Origin of the sequence: Winogradskyella sp. R77965 (assembly GCF_044594915.1) — a bacterium.
Classification (GTDB): domain Bacteria; phylum Bacteroidota; class Bacteroidia; order Flavobacteriales; family Flavobacteriaceae; genus Winogradskyella.
On sequence record NZ_CP138990.1, the window covers coordinates 198435 to 216674 of the forward strand.

The following is an 18240-nucleotide window of genomic DNA, read 5'->3' on the forward strand; positions in this document are numbered from 1 at the left end:
AATAGTCTTACCTATATAATGTAAAGTGCCCGACAAATTCCCTGTCTATAGTGTCATTGGTCATAACGACGTACCAGTAATCTCCAGTAGGTAATTCTTGGCCATTGTATCTACCGTCCCAAGCTTCACCAACACGGTAAGTAGCGACTTTACGACCATACCTATCAAAAATGTCGAATGTGAGATTAGGGTAATTTTCGGTACAACCTGGTGCCCAAGTATCATATTCGCCATCACCATTTGGTGTAAACCAATTAGGAATACAAATATCTATAAACTCCAACTCAATTTGTGCTGTAGCAAAACATCCACTGCTATCAGAAACTGTTATTACGTGTGTACCTGTTTTATTTATAATATAAGTATTTTCACTGCCGTAATCCTCTCCATCCATCGTAAAGGTATAATCTCCAGTTCCACCTGTAGCATTGGCTATAATTTCATTAAGACCTCCATTTTCTAGTGTTAATTCAACAGTGTCATAACTTTCAATATCAAAAAAGTCGGTAATTTGGATGCAGCCATTTGTATGTCTTACTTCTATATACTGATCAGTCCTAGCAGGAACATTCTCAAAGATATTGCTAGCTTGGTATGGTCCTCCATTAAGCGAATAATCTAAATCAAGAGGGTCAGTAATAGAATCATCTACACTCACGGTCACAATACTAATACTATTGTTATCATCACAAGCCGTTTCAACACTAACTTCAGGATTAATACTAACAGATTCAGGGAATGTGATATTCCATTCAGATTCACAATCTTCTCCATCTCTTATGTAAACAATATGGTCACCGCCTTCTAAATCCGTGAAATCAAATTCTGTTTGCGTTGCAGTTCCTGTTGTATAAACACCATCGTAATCATCCAAACTAACACTATACGGAAGCGTACCACCTGAAATGTCAATACTAAATTCACCATTCTGATCACCTTCACATACCTCTGGGAAAATTGAATCTGCAATAATACTTATAATAACAAGCTCTGGTTCGGTAACGGTGAAATCTAAAGTTAAAAAACACCCAAGTTGATCCTGAACAATTAACTCATAATCACCAGGTCCTAAATTTTCAAAACTATTAGTTTCAAAGAATTGATTAAGTTGTGGAGAGATGGCATATTTTATAAGGCCTGTTCCACCTGTTGGGGTAATTTCAACCGAACCGTTATTTTGACCGCTACACGTAACGTTGTTAACTTCTATGGTCGCCTCTAAAGGTGCTGTTGGCTCCGTAATACTAATTGGTGCTGAGGTGATATTACAATCTCCACTTTCTACAAGAACTATGTAGTCACCAGCGAATAATTCCGTAAAATATCCTGGACTGCCTTGAGTTGCAGTTAGTGCATTACCAGATCCATCTTGTAAGGTATAGATATAGTTTCCTAGTCCACCAGATGCCGTTGCAGATATTGAACCATTGTTATCTCCAGAACAGTTGATATAAAGATTTGAAGTTTCTAGCGTTACTGTTAATTCAGGTAATGGCTCTATCGTTATTTCATTAGAAGCATTGGCCTCACAGCCATTAGCGTCTCTAACGTAATAAGAATATGTTCCATCTGGAACAGAGAATGTAGTCGAAGATGAAAATGTACCTAATATATTTGTAAAACTACTATCATCACTATAAGTATATATTCCTGTGCCACCTGTTGCACTAAGTGTTAGTGTAGATTCGTTTAAACAGGTCTGAGAGGTTGCTTTTACTAAACTTACCTCGATTGGAGTTGGTTCACTAATAATAATATCTAAAGATGAAAATTCACAGTCATAACCATCTTTAATGGTAACCGAATATGTTCCTGCACCCAAGTTTTGAAAGACGTTAGATAGCTGAGGTCCAGAAGAACTTGCAACTGGCGATAGTGTATTGAGAGTATAACTATAGTTGCTTCCTTGCCCACCAGTAACATTATTTACAGTAATACTTGCGTTTTGATCTCCAAAACAGGCCAGTGTAGTCATATTAGGTGTAAATGTTGCATCAATAGGTGTTGGTGCACTAAGCGTAATAGTTTCTGAAACGATACATCCTCCGGCATCTCTAACATTAACGGTATAAGATCCGGCAGATAAGCCTGTGAATACGTTTTCTGAAGAATATGGAACAATGGCATCACCAGTTAACTCATATTCATAACTTCCCCAGCCACCAGTGGCAATAGCAGAAATGGTACCTTCGTTATTATTACAAGTTACATTTGAAGTTTCAGAAATTGAAAGTGCTAAAGCCTCAGTTGGCGAAGCAATTACAACGTCTGATGTGTTACTACAAAAAGGTATCGCAGTTTCGGTAATAACTACCGTAAAAGTTCCTGCCTCCATACCTGCAACAGTTACTGGGTTTGTAGATGTATTTGCATTTACTAAGCCAGTGACTGACGTATTTGAGCTATCAAAAACTTCATAGGTATAAGTTCCTGTATAGTTTGTGATATTAATGTCAAACGAACCAGAGTTATCTCCAAAGCAAGTCACCTCTGCTGGAGTTAATGTGAAAGTCGGAATCGTGGCTTCTGGTAATGATATTGTTACTTCTTCTGTACAAGACGTCGCCGTATCGGTAACCGTAATAGTGTATAATCCTGATGGTACTCCCGAAAACACATTGCTACCAAGACTAATGGATGCTGGATTTGGCGAAATACTATAAGTATATGTTCCAGAACCGCCTGTGGTTGTTAGTGTTATTTCACCATCATCATTATTACATGTTGGTATTGCTGTGGCCTCAGGTGTTATAAAAAGAGGAGCCACTATATCTATAGAAACTAGGTTTCCACAACCGTTAGCATCTTGAATTTCTATGGTATGCGCTCCTGAAAATAAATTTGAAATTGTAAATGGAGCGGTCATAGTCTGGTACGCACCACCATCAATACTATAGCTGTATGGTGGAACACCAGCAGTATCTAAAGTAACATCAATCTCAAATTCACCTTCATCGACGGTACACTGATTATCTACAATCGCAGAGATTACAGGTGTTGGATCTGCTGGAACAACGGTTAATGCACTTGATATAATACATTCATAAGCATCAATTGCATACACATAATAGTCTCCAGCATCAACATTAAATACACTATTTGATGTCCAATTTGTATCCGAAGCGTTTGGCGCAGTAGCACTCGTTGTAATTTGATACATATATGGTGCCGTTCCGTTTTGTGCAATAGCACTTACTGCACCAGAGTTTGGACTACAATTAGCATTTTGATCAACTGAGACCGATAAATTTAGAAGTATCGCTGATTCTGTGATATTAAAAGTTTCGGTAATTACTCCACAACCAGCATTAGTTCCAGAGGTCTCGGTAATATTTACAAAATAGTTTCCGAATGGTAAAGGACCTAAATCAGACACATTTAATATACCGTTTGCCGGTACAGTTCCGTTACCAGTTATTCCGGTGGAACTGAAACTTAAAGAATCAAAAATTTCGTAAGTCACATTTATATTTGCGCTAGAACCATTGTTTATAGTAAATGAAACACTTCCATCAGCGCTTCCAGTACAGGTAATGTTGTTTGAGGTTAAAGCGGTTGTAGTTAATGTAGAGTTTGTTGGTATTGGTGTTGATGCAGGTTCGTAGTAACTACAATTCGTAGATTGGTCATAGACGATAAACGTGTACGTTACACCAGGTGTGAGACCAGTAAATACTGCTGATTGACTTCCTGGTGAATCTTCTGGTAACCAAGAACCGGACGGATTAGGATATATCGATGTCGGACCTTGATATATACTAAAGAAAAATGGTCCACTACTTACCAGTGTAGATCCAATACTTACTGTAGCCTCGCCACCAGTAGTACAATCTACTATAGATGAAATGTTAATATCTAAATCGGTTGGAGGTGATGCCACAAGTACATCCTGAATGAGGAGAGAACAGCCATTAGCATCTACAATATTTATTTGATATAACCCAAAATCAACGACATCAAAACTTACAGAAGTTGAACCTGTAGTATTTAGTTCAGAATTAGAATATCCATTCGTTCCTGTTACAAAATAATTATAAGGAGCAGTTCCACCTGCAACAGAATTAATAATAACAGACCCTTGGGAAACGCCACTTGCATCACAAGTAATATCAACGGCATCATAATCTACTGCAATTGGGTTTGGTTCATTAATTGTTATGGTTTCAGTAGCTGTACATGATTTTGAATCTGTTAGCGTTACCGTATATGTTCCGGCCGGTAATCCTGAGCTTTGGGTGCCAAAATCTGTACCTGTAGTGTCGTTATTTATGTTAATTTCAAATGGAGGTGTTCCGACTGAATTATCAATAGTTATTTCTATGGCTCCGTTGCTATCGCCATTACAAAGTATTGGCTGACTTTCTACCACTAAACTTAAAGCGGGTGGTGATAGAGGTTGTACGATAATATCGGATGATTCTGCCATACATCCGTTAGCATCAGTAATTTGAAATTGATACGTTCCATCATTGGATGTTGTATAAGTAAAAGGTGTGCCTGTTGTTCCTAAATTGGTATAAGCTCCACCGTTAAATGAAACAGCATAGGTATAAGGTGCGGTTCCTGTTATAGTTCCTGTTAAAACGGCATCAGGTGATGCCGTACAATCCAAGATTTCAGTTAAAACTACATTTAACGTAGGGCTTGTAATTGGATCAATAGTATAGGATTCGCTATACGTACAGTCATTTTCATCTCTAATTTGGAAGGTATATGTACCTGGTTCTAAACCAGAAAACGTTGTCGAAGATTGATATGCTGTTGCGGCTGTGCTCGGAGCAATGATTTGATATTCTAAAGTTCCAGTACCTCCAGTTGTAGATGTAATCGTAATATCAGCAGTATTTGAAGGACAAGTAACAGGTGAGCTGTCTAACTCTATATCTGTTGGTGGGTCTAAAGCCTCAAGTATAACTTCATTGGTAATTGATGTACAATCGTTGGCATCTCTTATAATAATAGTGTAAGAGCCTTGGTCTAGGCCATTAAATGTGTTACTATTTTGAAAGTTAATACCATCAATACTGTATTCATAAGGGGCATCGCCTCCAGCTACAGAGGTTACTGTAATAGTCCCTGAGTTTAAACATGAATATGGTGTTGTTAATTCAGCAGTTCCTGATATCGCTGTATTTGCGGTTATAGCGACAGTTTGTGGATCTGTCAAACAAGTAGCGTTTGCTATGTTATATTGAAGAATCACATTATAATCTCCAGCGGTAAGTCCATTAAAAACATTCGAGTTGAAAAATGTAACACCATTATCGATACTATATTGAATACTAGAGCCATTTGCATTTGTAACATTGACCGTTAATGTTCCTGTATCTCCTGGGTCTCCACAAAGAATATCTGTTGGCGCAATAGTAAACTCAGGTTCTGGGAAGCTATCTACAATAATAGAAGTGCTTGCACTACAGTTATTGGTATCTACGATCGTTATATTATAAGTTCCTCCTGCAGTGACTTCATATTCTGGAAAAGACTGGAAGTCTGTTGTACTATTTATATAGTAAAAGTATGGTGGTGTTCCACCTTCTGGATAAATAGTGATTTCACCATCATCACATGTTAGAGGTGTTGTAATTGCAGCTGTTACACTAAGCAATGGTGGTGCTATAATTTCAATATCTTCAGTGTAAACACATCCATCATCTGTACTGGCGTTAATTGTGTAAGAACCTGCATTTAAAGAGTTAAATTCGTAATCGCTACTATTTGTAGGACCAACACTATTGACTAATGTACCTCCTTGATATATGCTAAAATAATATTGTGGAAGCGCATTGTTTATTGCTAAACTTATGCCTCCAAATTCCCCATAACAATCTGGTTGTGTAATATTTGTAGTTACGGTAAAATCTCGCTCTTGAACATGAACCTCTGGAGTTTGAAAAATACAAGGGTTAGTGTCTACACCTATTTGTCGAATATATATGATATAATATCCAGCACTATTTACAGCAAAAATAGGACTCGATTGATAATTGGTACCATCAATACTATACTCATAGCCACTAGGAACTCCATTGACTGTTATTTGACCTGAAGTATCACAAATGATATCTTGAGCTATTGCAGTAGGGTTTAATAAGTTTTGATAAACATTAAAGTAAAAGATACTGAAGCAGCCTCCAGTATAATTGATAACTAGTCTAAACTGACCAGCTGTATTGGCCTCATAATCGGATCCAGTTCCTACTTGATTCCAAGTACAGGTATTATCTTCATTAGCACAATCGGCATCTGAAACTGCTGGGCAGCTAGTTTCGTCTAGTTGTTCCCAAATAATAGAAGCCGCATCACTAATCCCAGTTAAAATATTTCTTGTATCATTTGCACCACATAAAAATATATTTGGCAAAGGTTTGCCGTCATTAGGACAAGTTACAACTTCATCGGCAAAAGGAATAATTGGGTTTGTTTGCGTGTCTCCAAATAAGACAACATTTATGACTTCGTCAATAGATATACAATTGGCAACAACCGTATTTGTAACATAATAGGTCCCAGGTTCTGTGGCAGTATATATTTGATTTGTTCCAATAACAGGTGATCCTGTTGGACTGTTCGACCAAGAATAAGAATCATAACCACTAGCAGCTTCCAAGTTAACACTTGTTCCACATAATACTTCATCTCGTTCAAAATTACAGTTCGAAATATCTACTAAAAAATTTGTTGGTTGAGGCAATCCAAAGCACTCCTCTTCTGTATAACTACCTTCGTCACTAACAGGAATACCACTAAGAGCACCTTCATAATCGGCAAAAGCCTGATTAGAAATTTCGTTAGAACATGCTTGACTTACATCGTAGCAATTCAGTACGACTTGTACAGCAATTCTAATTACAAATTTGGGATCTCCAACTTCAACAGACCCATCTGGTATTGAAAATATTATCGTGCGTGTTGCTGGGTCATAAGATTGTACGGTAGCACCACCTGAATTACTTAAATCAAAATCTGTTAACGGATCAAAAATGACATTCTCAGGTAAAATATCAGTTATAGTAAAGTTTGTGACGTCTTCATTACCTGTATTTTGATAACTGATTTCATAAAATAAATTTTGCCCAAGAATTACATTATTTCCATTTATCTCATTTCCAAATTCATCTTCAACAATTTTGACTAGCGTAATTTCTGGGGAAATTATATCTACTGCAAATGCACTAAAAAAAGAGAATAGAGGATCTGCTTGTCCACGAGCAACTTGAAGAGTAAAAGAAGCAGAAGTATCGTTATGCCTTACATATTCAGGTTCAGAATTTAAGATTTCTAAATAACCGGTATCATAGCCCAATGTGTTCGTTCCCGATGGGTTTCGTGGGAGTACGATTCCGTTATTATTTTCAATTAAAGCACCAAAAAATTTATTAGCTCCTCTTAAAGGTGTAGTAACTTCTTTATTATTTATTTCAAGTTTTGTGGCTCTATTATTTTTATCACCATCCAACACAGCATAAGCAAACTGTAAATCAATATGTCCACCGGGTGGTGTTGTAAATCCGGTAACAGGAATCTCTTCAAAATGACCGTTAAAAATATGACTAAACCCATCAAATGTGGTGAATGACTTCATATGTAGATCCTGATCTTCATAAATAACAACTAATGTCCATCCTGCAGATAATCCTGTGGAAAAATTAGTGCCTTCGCTCGAAATAACATTTGCTACACTATAGGTACCTTCTATATCGCTTAATCCATCTAATAAGTCTGTAACATCAGCGTATGCTGCATATGGCGTATTCCCTGGTTCTCCACTTTCAGAAATTATTGGGTTACCTATAGCATCATAGATCAATTCTCCTGCAATATCTATATAAGAAGTGCTACCTGGTAATTTAAATTTTACATTGCTAATGTTAGACCGATCTCCATCTTGTAACATAGCTCCCCAATATAAACCTGCATACGCCACTCCATAACAAGTGGTTGCGCTGCCATCATCGTGCAAAGGAAATATAAAATCTGCGCTACTTGAGCTAAACGTAGTAGGGTCATTATCAATGTCTATGTATTGCATTGATATATCTTGGTTGTCTATGGAATTGTCATTGCTGGGTAGATTATCTTTCCCAAGAATATTATTTCCAATAACCAACATACTGCCTTTTGTTTCTATTTGCTTTCTAACTGTAAAAGGATCGTATGTTTGGGCGTAGCCTATAATACTTAATAGTAAAAGAAAGACCGTAAGTATTATCCCTTTTTTATAATTAATCGTTTGCATGGTTAATAGCGTATAATAGTTATCCCTTATTTAGGTACTTTGAAAAAGAATTAGTCAATAGTTTCATGCTAGTCAAAAACAGTACAATTACATTATAAACGCGTCATGACTTTTTTTAATACTATTAATTGACTCTTCTTCTGGCGTAAATATAAAATAATATCGATAAAATGCTAATAATTTTCGATGAAATACATAATTTTGTTATATATTAAAGAATATACTTACTTTTTTGAAATTAAACTCTATACTGATTTTGGGTAAATAATTCATTTAAACGTTTCATCTTAAGTTTATATAAAACTAATTTTTCTACTCAGTTTACTTTTAATTTATTAATTATCTCCCTTAGATATGGGCGAAAAATTGTTTGGCTTAATTTTAGTTCGTTTAATACTATATCTAAATCAGTTTCCCCTTTAGGAGGTGATTAAGGTTATATAACTAAAACAATCTGATAAATGAATGTCCCAAGAAAATTCAAACTTTTTTCTTTACTCTGGTCAAAAAGGCATTTTAAGAATTAATTAAAAAAGAGCTATGAGAAATATATTTTCTTAACAAATAATAAATTTTATAAAAAACACAAGAGAAAGTATCATTTGTTTAACTATCTAAATTTCATACTTACGCATTCTTTTCCGACTTCTAACATAAGTTTGTATCTTTGCGCACTTAAACAAAAGACAAAACAATGCAAGACGGTTTATACGCAAAATTCAACACTTCAAAAGGAGAAATATTAGTAAACTTAGAGTTTGAAAAAACTCCAGGAACTGTAGGTAATTTTGTGGCATTAGCAGAAGGAAATTTAGAAAATTCTGTTAAACCACAGGGAACTCCTTATTATGATGGATTAAAATTCCATAGAGTTATTCCAGATTTTATGATTCAAGGTGGTTGCCCTCAGGGTACAGGAACAGGGCATCCTGGTTATAAATTTGATGATGAGTTTCATCCAGATTTAAAGCACGATGGTCCTGGTGTATTAGCTATGGCAAATTCTGGTCCTGGTAGTAATGGAAGTCAGTTCTATATCACGCACATTGCAACCGATTGGTTGGATGGTAAACATACTGTTTTCGGCAATGTAGTAGAAGGTCAAGATATTGTTGATGCTGTTGCTCAAGGTGATACTATTGAAAGTTTAGAAATTATAAGACAAGGTGATGTAGCCGAAAAATTTAATGCCATTGAAGCTTTTAGAACTTTTGAGGGCTCTCGTGAAAAGCGAATTGCTGCAGAACGTGAGGCTGCAAGAGCAGAGTTAGATAAATTAGCTGCTGGTTTTGATGAAACAGAATCTGGCTTACGTTACCAAATCCTTCAGAAAGGTGAGGGTAAAAAAGCTGAAAAAGGAAATACAGTATCTGTGCATTATAAAGGTCAATTGGCTGACGGAACAGTTTTCGATTCATCTTACAAAAGAAATTCACCTTTAGATTTTCAAGTTGGAGTAGGTCAAGTAATTCCAGGTTGGGATGAAGGTATTTGTTTATTGAATGTAGGTGATAAGGCACGTTTAGTAATTCCTAGTGATTTAGCCTATGGTGCTGCTGGCGCAGGAGGTGTAATTCCACCAAATGCAACATTAGTATTCGATGTGGAATTGATGGATGTTAGTTTTTAATATTTCACTACATACAAGTAACAAAATTCAATTAAAATCGTCTCACTTATGGTGAGACTTTTTTATACCTATGACCGAACCAATCTTTTATCAAAATGAAACTAAAAACATTTCTTTTCGCGCTAACCTTGTCTTTAATAATATTTAACTGTTCTAGTAATATTGAATATTCTGAAACATTTAAAAAAGAAACAGCTGGGAGTTACCTTTACAATCAAGATGATTTAATTGAAGTTTATTATGAAAATGATAAACTCTTTCTAAATTGGAGAGGTGGGAAAATTGAACCTGTAGCCATAGCCGAAAATGAATTTTTTGTTGCAGATATGTACAAGAAGCTTTGGTTTGTTCAGCATCCAGAAACTAAAGAACGTTACTTATCTATAATTCCAGAAGGTGATAATGGTAAAACTACCTATGATTATTTAAAAGCACCAAAAGGTTACAAAACACCTAGCTTACATTTAAAAGAAGGTAATTACGAAAAAGCACTTGCAGGTTATTTAGAAATTAAGAAGCAAGACTCAACGAGCATATTTATAAGAGAAAGGGATTTTAATAGTATGGGCTATAAGCACATAAGAAAACATGAATATGAAAAAGCAATAGGTGTCTTAAAATTAAACGCTGCACTGCATCCTAATAGTGCTAACGCATTTGATAGTTTGGCAGAAGCTTATTTATTAAATGGGGATAGTTTAGAAGCTTATAGAAACTATAAGAAAACTCTTGAGATTTATTCTGCGAATAAACGTGCAAAAGCCTATGTAGATGCTTATAAGTCTAAGGTACAGTAGTTAAAAGATTATAAATTTTTTAGACTAGTTCTCTTTTATAGAAAGAAAATTCCTATATTGGTTTTATGCAAAGTATAAAACAAACCAACTTATATGGCGAAGTTCTTAAGGAAATGAATTACAAGTTTGGCAATGTTTTTATTTTTGATGGTTTTGTTATTTCCGAAATTAATGAAGGTGTCAGTTTTTCTTGGGAAGCACATGCTAAGCCAATAGTAAAGGATGTTACAGATTTTACTGAATGCGATGGTAGTAATTTAGTTTATTTATCTCACAGAATTTACTCTTATTCTGTAGTACCAACAGACTGGCTCAAATTTTTTAAAAATAGTTTTAGTTTAAAAGGCTACGGAGTTATAGCTTATAATGGTGTTAGTTTTGTAAATACTGTTATAGAAAACCTCTTTTTTAAAAAGAAAATTAGACGTTTTACTAATATTGAAACTGCAATAGATTGGGCTAAAAGTTTTGAGCTTGTGGAGGTTGAAGATAAATAATACTTAAATTATTTAGTTTTTGACAACAAACTCAGCTGCTTTCCAAAAATGGCAGCAATACCAGCAGCAAAACCACCAACAATACCAGTAACTAACATTAATACATAAGGATTACCACCTAAGGGTAAGAGAACTGCGATACGTTTAGCCAAAGTAAAATCGTTGTCACTACTCATTACAAAACTATAGAGAAACCAAAATAATAGGATAGCTAAAAAAGGAACAAAGAAAACTGCAGCTTTTTTTAATGGAACAAACAAAGCAGTTGCAAAAGCAGCTGTCATTATAGACCACCAAGGCATAAACAAAGACAACAAATAGGCTAATATAATTGTGGCAATAAAGTTGATTAAATTTTTATTCATTAGTTACTTGGTATTAAAGTTTGCGTACCGATAACAGCATCAATTGTTGTATCGCTTTGTAAAAAATTAAGTTTATGATATTTACCAGCTGCCCAATCATCTATAAAATTATCATAATATTTACTACCAGGATTACCAGATTGTCCTCCAGGATAAATACCTAAAGCGTTTGGAGGAGAAGTCATTTCCACGATCATGCGCCAAGAAGGTCCCCAATTCTCAGATGTGGCATTTACTATATTTCTTCCACCTCCGATTGGAATATCAAACCTTGAAAATGCTGGTAAAGCTTGTAATAAATGACCAGCAAAAGTCCCTTTGTAGTTGACCCAATTGAGGTTTCCATTTTCGGCTTTCCATGTATTGAGTTTTTTTACAGCTTCACTAAAACTCAATTTAAATAAATCTTTAGCAGTCTCTTTTTCTGGTGTATCTATAATGTCCATAAATGGATCATCCCCTTTTGTTTTTAAAAGATAAATGGTTTGGTATGTGTAAGGTGCATCTAGTGCGGTATCTTCAGCATCAAATTCATCCCAAACCATATTATATAAAACGCCGTACCATGCACTCCAAATACTTGGACCAATCTCATCCATATCATTATTGTATTGCCATGCCTTAGCGATGTCATAGATTTCTTTTTCTTCTTTTGAAAGGCCAGAAATATCCATTGTTTCTAACATATATGGCATTAGTTCTGAAGCTTTGAGGTTATAATTGTTATTATGTAAATCTTTAAAATCATTAACACTAAATTTATCCTTAGAATTAAAGAACTTATTAATGACACGATTACGATAAGTTTCATAGCCATCATTAAAGACAAAATAAGGATAAGCTTCATCCACAGGGTGCTGATTTGCAGAACTTACAAAACCTCGCTCAGGATTTTTAGTATGTGCATTATACTTTTGAGGAATAAAACTCTGCCAGTCATTTTCGGATTTACTACCATCCATCAAAAATTTACCTTGACCTTCCCATTTGTTAGGAAGTTTTCCTTGAACCCAAAGTGCGATATCTCCTTCTATAGATGCAAATACGAAATTTTGTGCAGGAGCTGTATAATGACTTAGAGCTTTAACGTAATCATTATAGTTCTTGCTTTTATTGAGATCTAAAAATGTTTTTTGATTGTTACCACCAATGTGCCCAATCCATTTCATTGCATAGCCTTTTTTTTCATTATTAGATTTAAAATTTTTATCAAAAACTACAGGACCATGATGTGTGTAACGAATGGAATCTATATAATTAGCTTTCCCTTTTATTTTTATCTCTTCAATTCTGTATGTGACGTCTTTCCAGCTGTCATCATATTTATATTTTGTTCCATCGTCGTTAAATTCAATTTTATACCAATCTAAAACATCTCTTGTAGCGTTGGTTTCTCCCCAAGAAATATGTTGATTGAAACCAGATATAACTCCTAACGCACCTGGTAATGTAGCTCCAAAAGCATTCTGATTTGGGGCACTCAATTGCATAACAAACCAAATGGAAGGTAAATTGAGTCCTAGATGTGGATCGTTAGCCAAGATAGCATTTCCGGTAGATGATTTTTGTGGAGAAACGGCCCAATTATTACTACCATAATTTGGGTCTGGTTTATCAATAATTTCCTTAATAGAATCTAAAACAGGTTGGCTATTTGATATTGGTTTTGGTGTTTGCGGAACGTCGATATAACTCCAATCTGTTTCCTTTGGAATAATTGGATCTGTAATATCAAAGAAATCTGGAAATAATAAATCGAAACGTTCTTTACCAAAAAGTCGTAACGCATTTGTGTTTTCTATGTCTTCATCTCCACCAGCCAGCATTTTTGTCATGTACATTAAAAGTAGAGCAGTTTTTTTGGGAGTCCAGGTTTCTGGTTTATAATCTAGTAATTTATATTCAACAGGATAATCTTTTGGATCTAACTGATTAATATAACTGTTAACTCCATCAGCATAAGCTTGAACAAATGCGGTTGTTTGTTCATCCTCTTTCATTTTTAAAAGCGCTTGTTCGGCGCCATAATTCATTCCACGTCTGCGTTCTTGACGGTCATAATTTAGAGCTCCCTCACCAATAATTTCTGATAAACGACCTGCTGCTGCATAGGTCTGAAATTCCATTTGCCACAATCTATGTTTTGCTGTCAAATAGCCCTGTGCTCGGTATAAATCGAGGTCGTTCTGAGCAAATACATGTGGGATTAGTTGTGCATCGTAATGCACTGTGACTTTATCTTTTAATTCAGGAATAGAAACCTCCCCAGATATTGATTCGTCAGTTTCATTTTGCCAGACTCCAGTATATGGATTTAAAAATTTTCCAATAGGTGGAATAGAACCAAACTTGGTATTGAGCGCAAAAAATATTCCTATTGTTAAGACTAGTGATAGGATAAGTTTAAAATATTTCATGAAGTGGAATTAGAAACAAATTCTAAAAGTACCAAATATTATTCTAATGAAATAGTATCAATAAGAAGTTGAAAGCTTTCAGCTTTTTTGTTTCCGATTAAGAAAGCGATTTCTTCCATTTGGTCTCCATTAAAATTTGGAATATCTAATTTATAACCTCTAAATGAAGCATACATTTCTGAAAATGGAATTTCAATTTTTTGCCAGTCTTCAGTGGTATCAAATTTATAGATATATGAATGGCGATTATTGCGTTTATCCTTCACTCTAAATTGATAAGACTTGCCATCACCTTTAAGTTTTATAACAAATTTTGAATAGTTTTCTGTATTTAAGGATTCAAAATAGTAGCGTAGAGATGAAAACCCACCATTATTTTCTAAAGAAACTTTACCAGAAAATTCTCCATGTCCTTCAGCATTGATTTTAAAATCACCATCTGAACGGCCTCCCATTACAACATCATCTAGTATTTTCCAATTAGAAATATCACTATCTGAGGTAAAGTTAAAAATCGTCATATTTTGAATGATAAAAATTAGAATAATGGTTTTGAAAACGGTCATTTTATAAAGATACGACAGACTCAAAACAAGCGAAAGTGTTTTTAGAAAACATTAATAAACTAGATGTTTAACGAAGCACTAATTTTTTTACAACGTCTTTACCGATAGCTTCATTGAGCATTTTTACGATTTTTTCGTTGCCATAACTCAATTCTTCACGTAATACGCTACTGCTTAATTGTACATAAAGTGTTTCGTGCTTTAGCTCAATTGCTGTGGTGTAGTTATTAACGCCATTTCCCATAAGGTTTGTCCAAGCTTCGCGCACATTAACCTTATCTAAACCAGATTGTAAATTATTTGTTTTTACAAATTCTTTTAGTATGTCTTCAATGGGTTGATTATCGTTATTGCGTTTTGCCATTTTTAGTTATTGTGAAAAACGATATTTTTTTATTCTAAATCTAAGTTGATAGGTGTATAACGTTTATATAAATATATAGTTTTGTTTTCGTTTATAACGCGTAAATTTTCAGGTGTGGCTTCCAAAACAGTTTCTTTCCATTTAGCGTATGGTGTAGAATAGTAAATGTTTAAACTGTCATTTTCAATTTTAATTATCAAAGCTTCTGCATCATCAGAAGTAAAATAGGTATCATTTATGCCGGGTTTCAACTTTTTTCTAAAGCCTTTTAAACTGTCGTTAAGGCTGATATAATCTATTATTTCATTAATTTGATATTCTTTTGTTTCACCATTTGACATGGTCACTTTCGTAATTTCCCAATAGCCCTCTATATGTTGAATATGAGTTTCAGGATTTTTAGAGCAACTATATAATGAGAGCGAAATAATAACAAGAAGTATGTGCTTCAAATTTAAGAGATTGCCACAGCAGACAGAAAAAGTCTGCTTCGCAATGACAATAAAGTTTTTCATAATTTGAAAATTTTATATGATTGATGTATTTGTTTTATTACATCTTCTGTCCGTTCAGCATGCGTATCGCTGATAAAAATTTGCCCAAAATGGTCGTCATCTACCAAACTAATTATCTGTGCTACTCTGTTTTCATCTAGTTTATCAAAAATATCGTCTAGAAGTAAAATAGGAGAGACACCACTTTGTTGTTTTATAAAGTCGAATTGCGCCAATTTCAGAGCGATTAAAAATGACTTTTGTTGCCCTTGACTTCCAAATTTTTTAATAGGAAAATCATCAATTAAAAATACTAAATCATCTTTGTGTGTGCCAACGCTAGAATATTGCAAAGCCTTATCTTTATTGACGTTTTTGTCTAATAAATCTTTTAGTTGGCCATTAAATAAATCACTTTTATATTTTAAATCTATGACTTCTTTACTTTGGCTTATAGCTTCGTATCGCTGTTTAAAAATCGGAATGAAAGTTTTTAAAAAAGCATCTCTTTTTTTAAATATCTCAGTACCATAAGAATGTAGTTGTTCATTGTATATAGCGAGAGTATCTGCATTAAAAGTATTGTTCAATGCAAAATATTTTAGAAGAGCATTGCGTTGTGCTAAAGCTTTGTTGTAATTAATTAGTTCTGATAAATAGGTTTTATCGCTTTGCGAGATCACACTATCTATGAATTTTCTTCTTGTATCACTACCTTCAATAATTAAATTACGATCTGCTGGCGAAATAATAACTAGTGGAATAAACCCAATGTGCTCACTGAACTTCTCATAAGCTTTACCATTACGTTTAATGATTTTTTTCTGGCCTCTTTTTAATGAAACAATAATTTTTTCAGTACGCTCATTTTTAGAAAAATTACCATCAACAACAAAAAATTCTGCATTATGATTGATGTTTTGCAGTGCAATAGGATTAAAATAACTTTTACCAAAAGCTAAATGATAAATAGCATCTAAAGCATTGGTTTTTCCGATACCATTTGCACCAACAAAGCAGTTGATTTTGGCGTCGAAATCAAAAACCTGACTTTCAAAATTTTTATAATTAACTAAAGATAGTGTGTTTAGATTCATAAAAGTTTAATGGTTTACCTTATTTTAGTGATGTGGTAAAGCATTTTAAGGGGTCAAAAATTATTCAAAAATAACAAATAAATAGGCTTACATCATTTCTGTTTTAAAAATAATAACAGAAAAAGCAGGTATTTTTTCTTTAGACGAATAATAATACCAAAGCATAGTATCACTATGGTTTTTTATTATTTTAAAGTATAAAGGAAAAAGAGCAATTTTTGCTTTGTATTTTTAATGCAGAATTGGTGTTTAATCCAATAAAAATTTTATTTTTGCGCACGCACAAAATGACAATTTATGGCAACGTATAAGAAAAGAGGCTACAAACCAAAAACGAAAAAAGAGAAGGAAGAAATAGTTGAAGAAAACTCAACAACTGCTGAGGTATTTAATACTTTAGATGAAGGAGCTTCTAAAACTGAAGAATGGGTCGTTAAGAACCAGAAATACATTTTTGGTGTAGTTGGAGCTGTTGCTTTAGTGGTTTTAGCATATTTAGGATATAATAAATTTATTGCTGAGCCTCAGCAAAAAGAAGCTATGAACGAAATGTACACAGCTAAAAAGTATTTTGATGATGCCGCTAGTGGTATTTCATCAGATTCACTCTACCGAATGGCTATAGATGGAGGAGAAGGTAAGTATGGTATGGTAGATATTGCCAAAGAATATAGTGGTTCTCCTGCTGCTAACCTTGCAAATTACTATGCAGGTATTTCTTATTTAAATTTGAAAGACTACGAAAATGCTATTGCGTACTTAGATGATTTTTCTAGTGATGATAAAATGTTAGGCCCTATCGCTAAGGGAGGAATTGGTGATGCTTTTGTACAATTAGAACAGTTAGATAAAGGTTTAGAGTATTACGAGAAAGCATTTAAAGCTAACGTAAATGAGTTTACAACTCCAATGTACTTATTGAAAGCTGCACGTGTTGCAATTGATTTAGGACAGAATGATAAAGCTCTAGAATATTTAAAAAGAATTAAATCTGAATTCTCGGCATCGACTGAAGCAAGTCAGACTGATGTTTTAATCGGACAAGTAGAAGCAAGCTTATAAACTATGGCTACGGCAAATCATAATTTATCGAATTACGATAAAGCAACAATCCCAAACGCGAAAGACTTTCGGTTTGGGATTGTTGTTTCAGAATGGAATGATAAAATTACCGAAGGTTTGTGGCAAGGTGCTTTTGATGCCCTTATAGATTGTGGAGCGATAAAACAAAATATTGTACGTTGGAATGTGCCAGGTACTTTTGAGCTCACTTATGGTGCTGCCAGAATGAGTAAAAGTATTTATGCAGATTCAGGAATGTTAGATGCTATTATTGTAATTGGATGTGTTATCCAAGGTGAAACTAAACATTTCGATTTTGTTTGCGAAGGCGTCACTCAAGGTATTAAAGACTTAAATCTCAAAGGTGAAATCCCTGTTGTTTTCTGCGTACTTACGGATAATACTATGCAACAATCCATTGATCGTTCTGGTGGTAAACACGGTAATAAAGGTACGGAAGCCGCAATTGCTGCTATAAAAATGGCAGATTTGAGAAAGCAAACGAAATAGTTGGTGTTTTTAGTTGATGGTTGTTGGCTAAAAGTTGATTGTACTAATAGTTAAAGTATTGGGAAGCAATTAATATTTTACCAAACACCAAACACCAAACACCAAACACCAAACACCAAACACCAAACAACAAACACCAAACCTTGGCATCCTTTTTGTTGATAATTTTAACGAAGTCTTAAACTAGACTTCCTAGTATTTT

12 protein-coding genes are annotated in these 18240 nt (G+C 34.3%); 5 read left to right on the top strand and 7 right to left on the bottom strand.

What is annotated here, in order from left to right; genetic code table 11:
• Positions 1 to 7: 7 nt before the first annotated feature.
• A complete protein-coding gene (locus SJY34_RS00935; protein WP_400078048.1) occupies positions 8 to 8239 on the bottom strand; it encodes a T9SS type B sorting domain-containing protein in 8232 nt (2743 codons plus the stop codon).
• A gap of 694 nt (positions 8240 to 8933) precedes the next feature.
• Here SJY34_RS00935 and SJY34_RS00940 point away from each other — a divergent pair.
• From SJY34_RS00940 to SJY34_RS00950, 3 genes are all read left to right on the top strand, one after another.
• Positions 8934 to 9869, top strand: coding sequence for a peptidylprolyl isomerase (locus SJY34_RS00940; protein WP_400078050.1), 936 nt, complete (start codon positions 8934 to 8936; stop codon positions 9867 to 9869).
• A 95-nt stretch (positions 9870 to 9964) separates the two neighbouring features.
• Complete coding sequence (locus SJY34_RS00945) at positions 9965 to 10666, top strand: tetratricopeptide repeat protein (protein WP_400078051.1); 702 nt, start codon at positions 9965 to 9967, stop codon at positions 10664 to 10666.
• 65 nt (positions 10667 to 10731) lie between these two features.
• Positions 10732 to 11163, top strand: a complete 432-nt coding sequence (locus SJY34_RS00950; RefSeq protein ID WP_400078053.1) for a hypothetical protein — start codon at positions 10732 to 10734, stop codon at positions 11161 to 11163.
• Between the two features lie 8 nt (positions 11164 to 11171).
• On the opposite strand, the gene SJY34_RS00955 is transcribed toward SJY34_RS00950, so the two are convergent.
• The 6 genes from SJY34_RS00955 to recF all read right to left on the bottom strand — a co-directional run bounded on the left by SJY34_RS00955 (position 11172) and on the right by recF (position 16466).
• On the bottom strand, positions 11172 to 11528 hold the full coding sequence (locus SJY34_RS00955; protein ID WP_400078055.1) for a hypothetical protein: 357 nt from the start codon (positions 11526 to 11528) through the stop codon (positions 11172 to 11174).
• Positions 11528 to 13945 (bottom strand): penicillin acylase family protein, encoded by a 2418-nt coding sequence (locus SJY34_RS00960; protein WP_400078056.1) that lies wholly within the window; start codon positions 13943 to 13945, stop codon positions 11528 to 11530. Before SJY34_RS00960 ends, SJY34_RS00955 begins: the two co-directional genes overlap by 1 nt.
• 38 nt (positions 13946 to 13983) lie before the next feature.
• A complete protein-coding gene (locus tag SJY34_RS00965; protein WP_400078058.1) occupies positions 13984 to 14466 on the bottom strand; it encodes a CIA30 family protein in 483 nt (160 codons plus the stop codon).
• A gap of 112 nt (positions 14467 to 14578) precedes the next feature.
• On the bottom strand, positions 14579 to 14875 hold the full coding sequence (locus tag SJY34_RS00970) for a DUF721 domain-containing protein (RefSeq protein ID WP_400078060.1): 297 nt from the start codon (positions 14873 to 14875) through the stop codon (positions 14579 to 14581).
• A 29-nt stretch (positions 14876 to 14904) separates the two neighbouring features.
• Complete coding sequence (locus tag SJY34_RS00975) at positions 14905 to 15390, bottom strand: lipocalin family protein (protein ID WP_400078062.1); 486 nt, start codon at positions 15388 to 15390, stop codon at positions 14905 to 14907.
• Positions 15387 to 16466: a DNA replication/repair protein RecF gene (recF, locus tag SJY34_RS00980; RefSeq protein WP_400078064.1), complete on the bottom strand. Its 1080-nt coding sequence runs from the start codon at positions 16464 to 16466 to the stop codon at positions 15387 to 15389. Before recF ends, SJY34_RS00975 begins: the two co-directional genes overlap by 4 nt.
• Positions 16467 to 16763: 297 nt before the next feature.
• On the opposite strand from recF, the gene SJY34_RS00985 reads away from it, so the two are divergent.
• Positions 16764 to 17528, top strand: a complete 765-nt coding sequence (locus SJY34_RS00985) for a tol-pal system YbgF family protein (RefSeq protein WP_400078066.1) — start codon at positions 16764 to 16766, stop codon at positions 17526 to 17528.
• 3 nt (positions 17529 to 17531) lie between these two features.
• Entirely contained in the window at positions 17532 to 18038 is a 507-nt protein-coding gene (gene ribH, locus SJY34_RS00990) for a 6,7-dimethyl-8-ribityllumazine synthase (RefSeq protein ID WP_400078068.1), read from the top strand.
• Positions 18039 to 18240: the final 202 nt, after the last annotated feature.